The sequence below is a fragment of the Gammaproteobacteria bacterium genome (assembly GCA_033720895.1).
In the GTDB taxonomy this organism is placed as follows: domain Bacteria; phylum Pseudomonadota; class Gammaproteobacteria; order Natronospirales; family JAJUFS01; genus JAWWBS01.
Map to the genome: position 1 here is coordinate 1 of JAWWBS010000068.1, position 10,133 is coordinate 10,133.

Genomic DNA, 10,133 nt, shown 5'->3' on the forward strand with positions numbered 1-10,133 from the left:
CGCTTACCAGATAACCACCCGCTCTTCCGGCGGCAGGTACATGTCGTCGCCTTCCTGCACGTCGAAGGCCTCGTAGAATTCCGGGATGTTCGGCATGACGCCGTTCACGCGGAATTCTGCCGGGGAGTGCGGGCCGGTGACGATGCGGCGCTGCAGGGCTTCGTCGCGGTAGTGCGCGCGCCAGACCTGGGCCCAACCCATGAAGAAGCGCTGCTTGCCGGTCAGGCCGTCGATCACGGGCGCTTCCTCGCCGTCCAGCGCGATCATGTACGCGCGGTGCGCCATGGTCAGGCCGGAGAGGTCGCCGATGTTCTCGCCGAGGGTCAGCTCGCCGTTGAGGTTCTGCCCTTCCAGCGGCTCGTAGCCACTGTACTGGTCGGCCAGCTGCTTGCCGCGCGCTTCGAACTGCTCGAGGTCGACCTCCGACCACCAGTTACGGAGGTACCCGTCGCCGTCGTAGTCCGCGCCGGCATCATCAAAGCCATGGCTGAACTCGTGGCCGATGACGCCGCCGATGCCGCCGTAGTTCACGGCGTCATCCGCGTTCATGTCGAAGAACGGCGGCTGCAGGATGGCAGCCGGGAAGACGATCTCGTTCATGTTCGGCCAGTAGTAGGCGTTCACGGTCTGCGGGGTCATCCACCAGACGCTCTTGTCGACCGGCTTGCCGAGGCGATCCATGGTTTCGGCATGGGTGAACTGCGAGGAACGGATCACGTTGCCGACCAGGTCGTCGGCTGCGACGGTCAGGTCGGAGTAATCCTTCCACTTGTCCGGGTAGCCGATCTTGAAGTTGACCTTCTTGAGCTTGTCCTGCGCCTGGGCCTTGGTTTCGGCCGTCATCCATTCCAGCTTGTTGATGCTGTCGGCAAAGGCCATGCGCAGGTTCTCGACGAGCTCGACCATGCGGGCCTTGGCTTCGGGCGGGAAGTACTCTTCGACGTAAAGCTGGCCGATGACTTCGCCCAGCGCGCCATTGGTCAGGTTGACGCCACGCTTCCAACGCGGCTGGTTCTCTTCCTGGCCCGAGAGGGTGCGGTTGGAGAACTCGAAACGCGCGGCGACGAAGTCATCCGAGAGGTACGGCGCGAAGCGGTGCGCGGTGTGGAAAGCCAGGTAGGCCTTCCAGGTGTCGACCGGCACGTCCTTGAACATGCCCGCGAAGGCTTCGAAGTAAGACGGCTGGCGAACGATCACGTCCTCCACCATCGGCGCTTCGCCTTCGGTCACGTAAGCCGCAAAGTCGAAGCCGGCCAGCGCATCACCGAGGTCGGCGAGCTTGTAGGGGTTGTAGGTCTTGTTGTCGTCGCGATTTTCAACGCGCGTCCACTGCGGCTCGGCCATGCTCTCTTCGAGGGCATAGATGGCAGCAGCGGCTTCAGCGGCGTTGTCGTAGCCGACCATGCCCAGCATGGTGGCGAGGTATTCCTGGTACTTGCCGCGGATGGTTTCCATCCGCTCGTCATCCTTGAGGTAGTAGTCGCGGTCCGGCATGCCGAGGCCCGACTGCGTCAGGTACAGCACGTAGCGGCTCGGGTCCTTGTCATCCAGGGTGGTGCTGAACGCCACCGGCGCGGTCACGCCGATCACCTGGCCGCTGGCCATCAGCTTGCGGATGTCATCATGCGATTCGGCAGCAGCAATCTCGTCCAGCAGTGGCTGGATCGGGCTGATGCCGAGCTCGTTGGCGCGGGCTTCGTCCATGAAGGAGGCATAGAAGTCGCCGACCTTCTGTTCGTTGGAGCCCGGCGCGCCATCGGCCGCCGCGGAAGCTTCGATGATGCCCTTGAGGCGATCCTGCACACCGTCATACAGCATGGTGAAGACGCTGTAGCTGGTGCGGTCGGCCGGGATCGGATTGGCATCGATCCAGCCGCCGTTCACGTATTCAAAGAAATCGTCCTGCGGGCGAACCGAGGTGTCGAAGCCGTCCTTGTCGATGCCCGAGGCCATCGGTGCCGGCGTCGGATTCGCGTCTGCGACCTTCTGTCCTTCCGTCTGCTCGGAGCAACCCGCCAGCGCCAGGGAGGCGGCCAGCGTCGTCGCGAGCGCGATCATTGCTTTGTTCATGGGTGTTTTCCTGCTTGTAGCGATTGGCAAAATTGCTTGTCGTTTTTTGAAACAGCCGTCGAAGCTACCACCACACCCGCAGCATGGGAAGCCCGGGCGGCCATCATGCAGGGGCATTTTGTGCTGCATATGCAGTCCGGAATCGCGCCCGGGTGCTGCTGCGCAGCAGCAATGCCGCGCCCCGTCTCGTCGGCGTCTCACCGCTGGCGGCTTTGCACTGCAAAAAATTCCGATACACTCGGCACATGGGCGAAGACACCTCACAATCCTTTCAGTGGCTGGCCGACCTCTGCGCACAGGCAGACGGCGCGGTAGGCGACCTGATGTGGGGTGACGAGCTCGTCTACAAGGTGGGCGAATCGATGTTCTGCATCTTCAAGATGGAGGGCAACCGCCCGATCGAGATTTCCTTCCGGCCGGACGACAGCGCCAGGGAATCCATTCTTGCCACCCCCGGCGTGCTGGCGGCACCCTTTCCCGCCAACTGCGGCTGGGTGGCAATGAAAACGCAGGCGCTGCGCGGGCCGCACAACCCGGAAGGCATCTCGCCGAACGATCTCGAGGCACATATCCAGCAGGCCTATCTCCGGGCTCGCAAGGGCTTCAACTGAGCCCGACGTGCTCGCGCCTGCGCATGTCCTTCATATGAACCACGCAACACTCCAGGCAGACCCGGCGCTGCGGCTGCACGATGGCAGCCTGGCCCCGCTGCGCCCGGCCAGGCCCGCCGACGATGCGGCCATGGCCTTCTTTGCGGCCGAGGCCAGCGAAGGCATGGCGCCGTGGTTCTGGTCGCAGAACGATCAAGGCCTCGCAACCCTGGAAGAAGGCGCTCGCCGGGCACGGCGCGAGGATGCGGATTTCTCCTATCGCAATGCCTGGATGGTTGAAGCACCGGGTGACAGCCCCGGCGAAGCCGTGGCCATGCTGCTGGGCTTCATGATCGAGCCTGCCGACATCGAGCTCGATGACTTGCCGCCACTGGTTCGACCGCTGGTCGAACTCGAGCAACGGGCAGCCGGCAGCTGGTACATCAACATCGTCGCCACCCGACCCGAATGGCGAGGCCATGGTCTTGGCACAGGCCTGCTGGCCTACGCGCATGCGCTGGCGATGCTGAAGGGTTGCGAGGAAGTCAGCTTGCAGAATTTCGAATCGAATGCCGCCGCGCGACGGCTTTACGAACGCTTTGGTTTTGTCGAGCGTGCCAGGCTGCCGATGCCGGCGCCACCACAAGGATCAAGAGTGCCGCACTTCGGTGCAAGCATCCTGCATGTCATGCGCACCCGCGAAGAGCTCGCGGCGCCTTTCCTGCGCTGAAGGTCCTGCGCTGAAGGTCCTGCGCTGAAGGTCCTGCGCTGAAGGTCCTGCGCTGAAGGTCCTGCGTTGATTGCTCAGTCTGCGGCTGCCACCTGCGGGCCGCATTCGAAATCATCTTCACCCAGCGGCCGGCACAGTTCCGGCCAGCCCTGCTCGCGCCAGTAGCGCTCGTAGCCGTAGTCACGCAGCAGCTGCTTGGCCCGATCCGTGACCAGCAGGCGGTGCGATACCGGATTGCGCAACTCGGCAAAGAAGCCATAAACACCGCCGTGATCAACAGTCAGCATCAGCTTGTCGAAATACGCTTCATCCCGGCCTGCGATGGCGAGGTATTCCATGGGCAGGTCGCTGGCGAGGATCTTGTCCTCCAGTCGCTGGTCGCCGTCTACCGCCCAATCAAAATAGAGCTTCGCCCTTTCCGCCCAGGGTTCGCCGGCGGCCAGGCCTTTTTCCATCGCCTCGCGCGCCGCTTCGATGCGATTTTCGCTCAGGGTGTAGACATACTGGTTGCCCAGCGCCAGGTGATAGGCTCGGCCAGCGGGGCCGGTCTCTTCCACGCCAGCCCGGCTCGCCGCATCGCGCGCTTCCTGCATGATGGAAAAGTCACCCCGTACCAGTCCCGCTTGCAGCAAGCGCCAGCGGAATACGCGCACGAAGGGGTCCAGCGCTACCAGCTGCCGCGCGATCGCCGTGGCCTCTTCGTCCTTGCCGACGTACAACAGCATCTCGGAGAGATCTTCCAGCCCGAAGCTGTAACTCGGATCACGCGCCAAGGCCCGGCGGTAGTAAGCGATCGCAGCGGCGTAGTTGCCCTTGCAGCGTTCGACATTGCCCAGCGCGTGCAGGGTCATCGGCGCCTCGGGGGCGAGTTCGGCGGCGCGGTTCGCCGCGCGCTCCATCTCCTCGAGGCTGTTCCAGAGCGCCAGGCGGATGTCCGGGTTATCCGTCCAGACGACCAGTTCGTTCGCCAGCGCCAGGCTGGCCCAGCCATCGGCAAAGTCCGGCGCCAGCGCCACGGCGCGCTCGAAGTGGTAAACCATTTCGTCCACGTCGCCGCGGCGCCGATACACGTCGCGGCCCTTGAGGTATTCGTCATAGGCCTCCGGCGGGATATCGCTGCGCACCACGTCCTGCTTGCCCCCGAGCGACACCTCGAACTGCTCGGCAATGCGCTGGGCAATGTCGTCCTGCAGGGCAAAGATGTTGTCGATCTTGCGGTCGTAGTTCTCGGACCAGACATGGAAGCCATCCGCGACGCGAATCAGCTGCGCCGTCACGCGCACCTGCTCGCCCTGGCGGCGAACGCTGCCCTCGATGATGTGCGACACGCCCAGCGTGCGCCCGATGTCGCGCACGTCGGCCGCCTGGTTCTTGAACTGGAAGACGGAGGTGCGCGCGGCGACATTCAGTTCCGGAATGGCCGCCAGCACGTTGAGGATTTCCTCGGTCATGCCATCGGAAAAATATTCCTGCTCGGGATCGCCGGACATGTTGGCGAAGGGCAGGACAGCGACAGAGACTTCACCGTCCGCCGGCACATCGCTGGCGCGGTAGCTCGGCTGGCCGAACTCGAACCAGGCAATGGCGAGAATGGCCAGCGCGGCGACCACGGAATAAAAGCGCTTGGTGCCGACACTGGGCTGGTCGACACGCACGCCATCGGCGGTCATTTCCAGCGACCAGGCGAGCGCCAGTGCCAGCGGGAAGCCCAGCATGCAGATGAAGATGAAGACCCGGAGCGCCCAGGCGGGCGCTTCGAAGACAGGAAAGGCGATGGAAGCGACCTGCACGACCACCCAGGCGGCAATGATGTAAGTGACACCAATGCGAAACACCTTGCGGCGTTTCAGCTCTTCGAACATCGACATGCTGGCTGACCCTCCCATCGCCCCCGACAGGGCTAGGCCAAGCTTAGCGCATCAGGGCAGCCAGCGGTCGCAGCCAGCTCCCGACTCAGTCAAGCACCAGCGTATCGCCCGGCTCTGCCAGCGAGATCACGCCCGGCGCAATCTGCGGCAGGATCTGCAGGAAACCTTGCAGCGAGTCGGTGCGCGCATGCGTCAGGGCAATCTGTTTCGGGGCGATGGTTCGCTCCAGCATCGGCAGCGCATCCGGGAAATGCTGCTTCAACAGGAACCATTGGGGCACCAGCAGCAGGTCGATTTCACCCGGCGGGATATCAAGGTTTGCGAAGAAGGCCTCGATCGGCTGGGTATCGCCGATATGCAGGATGCGCTTGCCAGCAATGGTAATGAGCGTGCCGAGATTCCGCGGCGTCGCATCCTCGTTGTCGCCATGCGGCAGGTAGAAGAACCGCAGGCTCAGGCCACCCCAGCTGCGATCACGCTTGGGCGTTTGCCATGGCTCGATGTCGAACAGCGGCAGGCCGCTTCCGCCCTGCTCCTCGATGGCGGCAATGGCACCCGGTGTCGCAAACAGCGGGGTGCCTTCATTCGCGCTCAACCATTCGATCGCCGCCGCGGGCTGGATGTGATCGACATGCTCATGCGAGGCCACGGCCGCAATCACCTTGCCGAAATCGCCCTCACCCGCCAGCATCGCCGCCCAGGTTGCTGCCGGGGTCGTGTGGTATTGCCAGGGCAATGGATCGCGCACAAACGCATCGATCAGTACGGCTCGATTGCCATCCGAGATCAGGAAGCCCTCGTTGGCAACGGCTGTGATGGTCACGATGCCTTCATCGGCAGCCTGGTTTTCGCCTGCAAAAGCCGGCGCAAGGAATGAAACCGCCAGCATGGCCAGCAAGAGCGAACGAAGTGATTGCGACATGTAACCCCCGATTCATGATGCCCAAGCAACAGACCCCGACCAGCGCGATAGGTTCACGCCGGCACCCGGAAACCCTCCCAGGCCGCGTAGTTATTCAACAAAACATGCTTTTCTATGAATCCCGGCGAAAGGTCATAAAGATATAAATATTTTAACTCTTTGTTTTTTATTGATTTTTATTTCACGTCTCGGGAATTTCTTTTTATATTCAGTGACTTATAAACCTGTACATAAGCTATACAAACCCTTGACTATTCGGGGCCAGCGAGTACTATTTTAAGCAACACCGGGACAGAACTATCGCTAGACCTCCTCGCGATTCCCGGCTTGAGGCGAAATCTTCAAGAGTTCGGTATGCAGTTCGATACCCCGTGAAGCCTCCCCCTAGGCTTCAATTGCGATTCACGCCCCTGAATCGCATGCCCCTTGGCCCACCGCCCTGCCTCGGTGGGCTTTTTTTGTGGGCCCGAAAAAAGCGGCCCCAGGGCCGCTGCGCGTGTCGATCCGACCAGGGTGGTCGATCGGATACAACCGTCGACTCGGGAGCCGCGGCCAGTTGTTGCGGACAAATAAAAACGGGCGACCCGAAAGTCGCCCGTGTCCTCCCCATTTGCGCCCCTGCAATGCCCCCTGGCGTTCTTGTCTGCAGCTTGACTGCTAGCGCTGGGTTCGTCGAATTCGCATGATGTATTTTTATTGCGAACTTTATGGCCGAACCGTGTTCTATGGTTTAAGTGTTTTTGTGCTTTACTGCAAGCGTTGGTCCGAACTGGAACAAAATTAATTCATCCATCATCACACCATGCAATTTCCCCGGGGGGCTTCATGAGATTACTCGTAGCGATTTCTGTCGCGTTCATTTTTTCTTTCACAAGCATTGCGCATGCCAATGAAGACTGGGTGGCAAAGAGCAACAGCCACACCCAGAAACTGCTGCTGGCACAAGCCGAGTTTTCCCCGGAAAGCGCCTCCAGCACGGGCCTCGAGCAGTTCGACGAGCAGATCATGGATCTCGCTCCGAAGCGTTACGAGCGCATGCAGAAAATGCGCCGCGACATGCTTGCCTACTACCAGAAAGCACTGAAGAAGGAGACGGATCCGCGCATCCGCCAGGACCTGGAAATCCTGATCAGCTCGCTCGAGGACGGCATCGAGTCCGCCGAGCTGTCGCATGACAGGATGTTCGGCTACATCAACGTGCCGAGCATGATCTTCGGCACGGTCAACACCATGACCCAGAAGCATGTCTCTCCGGAGCGCCAGGCCACCATCGTTACCCGACTCAACAAGTATGCCGGCCTGGCCGAAGGGCATCGTCCGTTCACCGAGCTGGCCATGGAAGCAACCGAGCGTCGCCTCAAGGACAAGTCGTTGATCGGGCCGTTCATCATCCAGCTGGAAAATGACATCGAAAACGGGCCGCGTTTCATCGAGGGCATCAGGACAACCATGGAAGCCAGCGGCCTGGAAGGCTGGGAGCCGGCGCATGCGGCCTTGAGCAAGCAGTTCGAGGAATACCTTGCCTGGGCCGAGGAAACGGTCAAGCCACGGGCCCGCGAGAACTTCCGCCTGCCGGCCGAGATCTATGCCGACAACCTCAAGAACTACGGCGTGACGATCTCGCCGCAGCAGCTGATCGAGCGTGCCACGGTGACCTTCATGGACCTGCGCGTGGAAATGAATGCGATCGCGAAGGAGATCGCCGCCGAGCGTGGCTTTGCATCTTCGGACTACCGCGATGTCATTCGCGAGCTGAAGAAGGAGCAGTACACCTCGGAAAACATCATGCCGTCCTACTTCGAGGTGCTGGCCGAGATCGAGGACATCATCGAAGAGCACGATATCGTGTCGCTGCCGGACCGCGAAGCGCAGATCCGCCTGGCAAGCCCGGCAGAATCCGCCGCGCTGCCAGTGCCGCACATGCGCCCGCCACGCCTGGTGAACAACCAGGGCGAGCAAGGCACGTTCGTGCTGCCGCTGAACAATCCGAATTCGGATTCCGACGAGCAGATGGATGACTTCCTGAACGCGAGCTTTGCCTGGGCGCTGACGGCGCACGAGGCACGCCCGGGCCATGAAATGCAGTTTGCCGCCATGGTCGAGAACGGCGTCTCGCAGGCCCGTTCGCTGTATGCCTTCAACTCGGCAAATGTCGAGGGCTGGGCACTGTACGCCGAGACCATCGTGCACCCGCACTTCCCGAAGAACGGCCAGCTGTTCGCCCTGCTCTCACGCGCCATGCGCGCAGCCCGCGCCTTCCTCGATCCGATGCTGAATCTCGGCATGATCACGCGCGAGCAGGCGAAGGAATTCCTGATGACGGAAGTCGTGCTGTCCGAGCCGATGGCCCTGCAGGAAATCGACCGCTATACCTTCCGGGCGCCGGGCCAGGCGAACTCGTATTTCTTCGGCTACTCGAGCATCCAGCGAATTCGCACCCTGACCGAGATCGAGCTCCGCGCGGACTTCGATGAAAAGGCCTTCCACGACTTCATCCTGGCGCAAGGCCTGCTGCCGCCGGACTTGCTGGAGAAAGCCGTGATGGAGGAATTCGTTCCTTCCCAGAAGTAGCAAGGCCCGCAAGCGCTGTAACGAACCGCCCCTCCACGAGGGGCGGTTTTTTATTGCCAGCGCCCCTCGGGAACTCTCCCTGCAAAAAGACGCTCTACACTGAACTGACAAGGTCAACGGGGGACGCCGCGATGCAACAACAAGACACCCAACTGCCGATCAAGCTGGACTCCACGTCCAACGGCGAATTCGAACCCGTGGCACTGGAGCCGGTGCACGAGCATGCCAACCGCACCGCACTGGAAGCCGCCACCCAGGCAGCGAAGCGCCTGAACATGACACGCCGCCAGTTCCTGATTTCGGCGAGTGGCGCCGCGTCCACCCTGCTCGCCATGAATGCCGCCTACGCGGCAGCCGGCAAGCGCGGTGGCTACTTCGAGCTGCCAGCAGAATCAGGCCTCGACGGCAGCGCAGCCGAAGACGCCCTCGGCAAGAAGGAATTCATATTCGACGTACAAGGGCATTACGTCGATCCGAACGGCGCCTGGCTGCAGGGTGTCCCGCAGGGCGCACGGCCGTTCAGCAATACCCTGCCGGCCGGTTGCGCGATCGGTGAAGCCGCCACCAAGGCGGGTGATGAATACGGCTACCTGCAATGCCTGGGACGCGATGCCTTCATCAAGGACGTGTTCCTCGATTCGGACACCGACATCATGGTACTGAGCTTCGTGCCGTCGAAGCGCGAAGCGGAGCCGCTGACCATCGACGAGGCAGCGCGCACGCGCGAGATCGTGGCGGAAATGGAGGGCAATCATCGCCTCCTGCTGCACGGCCGCGTGAACCCGAACCAGGAAGGCGATCTCGAGGGCATGGACGAGCTGGCGGAACGCTGGAACATCTCGGCATTCAAGACCTACACGCAATGGGGGCCGGACGGGACCGGCTTCCATCTTGATGATCCCGTCGGCATCGCCTTTCTCGACAAGGCACGCAAGCTCGGCGTGAAGAACATCTGCATCCACAAGGGACTGGCGTTCGGGCCGAATAGCCTGGAGCACGCGCTGTGCGATGATGTCGGTCGCGTGGCAAAGCGCTACCCGGATCTCAATTTCCTCATCTATCACTCCGGTTTCATGATCGGCCAGCCCGAGCGAGCCTATGACCCGAGTCGCAATGCCGGTGTCGATTCGCTGATCAAGAGCGTACTGGAAAACCAGCTCGGCCCGAATGGCGATGGCAGGAACAGCAATGTCTATGCCGAACTCGGCTCGACCTGGCGGTTCCTGATGCGGGATCCGGATTCCGCCGCCCATGTGCTGGGCAAGCTGGTGAAGTACCTGGGCGAGAACAACGTGCTGTGGGGCACCGATTCGATCTGGTATGGCTCGCCGCAGGACCAGATCCAGGCCTTTCGCAGCTTCCAGATTTCCGAACAGCTGCAG

7 protein-coding genes are annotated in these 10,133 nt (G+C 61.8%); 4 read left to right on the forward strand and 3 right to left on the reverse strand.

Annotation, left to right across the window (positions count from 1 at the left end):
* Positions 1–3 precede the first annotated feature (3 nt).
* Positions 4–2,070: a M13 family metallopeptidase gene (locus R3217_09270; protein MDX1455632.1), complete on the reverse strand. Its 2,067-nt coding sequence runs from the start codon at positions 2,068–2,070 to the stop codon at positions 4–6.
* A gap of 245 nt (positions 2,071–2,315) precedes the next feature.
* Here R3217_09270 and R3217_09275 point away from each other — a divergent pair, with 245 nt between their 5' ends.
* Positions 2,316–2,681 (forward strand): MmcQ/YjbR family DNA-binding protein, encoded by a 366-nt coding sequence (locus R3217_09275; GenBank protein MDX1455633.1) that lies wholly within the window; start codon positions 2,316–2,318, stop codon positions 2,679–2,681.
* Between the two features lie 34 nt (positions 2,682–2,715).
* A complete protein-coding gene (locus R3217_09280) occupies positions 2,716–3,390 on the forward strand; it encodes a GNAT family N-acetyltransferase (protein ID MDX1455634.1) in 675 nt (224 codons plus the stop codon).
* Between the two features lie 74 nt (positions 3,391–3,464).
* Here R3217_09280 and R3217_09285 read toward each other — a convergent pair whose 3' ends face one another.
* Positions 3,465–5,258, reverse strand: coding sequence for a tetratricopeptide repeat protein (locus tag R3217_09285; GenBank protein ID MDX1455635.1), 1,794 nt, complete (start codon positions 5,256–5,258; stop codon positions 3,465–3,467).
* Between the two features lie 85 nt (positions 5,259–5,343).
* Complete coding sequence (locus R3217_09290) at positions 5,344–6,180, reverse strand: MBL fold metallo-hydrolase (GenBank protein ID MDX1455636.1); 837 nt, start codon at positions 6,178–6,180, stop codon at positions 5,344–5,346.
* A gap of 825 nt (positions 6,181–7,005) precedes the next feature.
* Here R3217_09290 and R3217_09295 point away from each other — a divergent pair.
* On the forward strand, positions 7,006–8,751 hold the full coding sequence (locus tag R3217_09295) for a DUF885 domain-containing protein (GenBank protein MDX1455637.1): 1,746 nt from the start codon (positions 7,006–7,008) through the stop codon (positions 8,749–8,751).
* Positions 8,752–8,882: 131 nt separating this feature from the next.
* Positions 8,883–10,133: amidohydrolase family protein (locus R3217_09300; protein MDX1455638.1), on the forward strand; the 1,251-nt coding region annotated here is incomplete at its 3' end.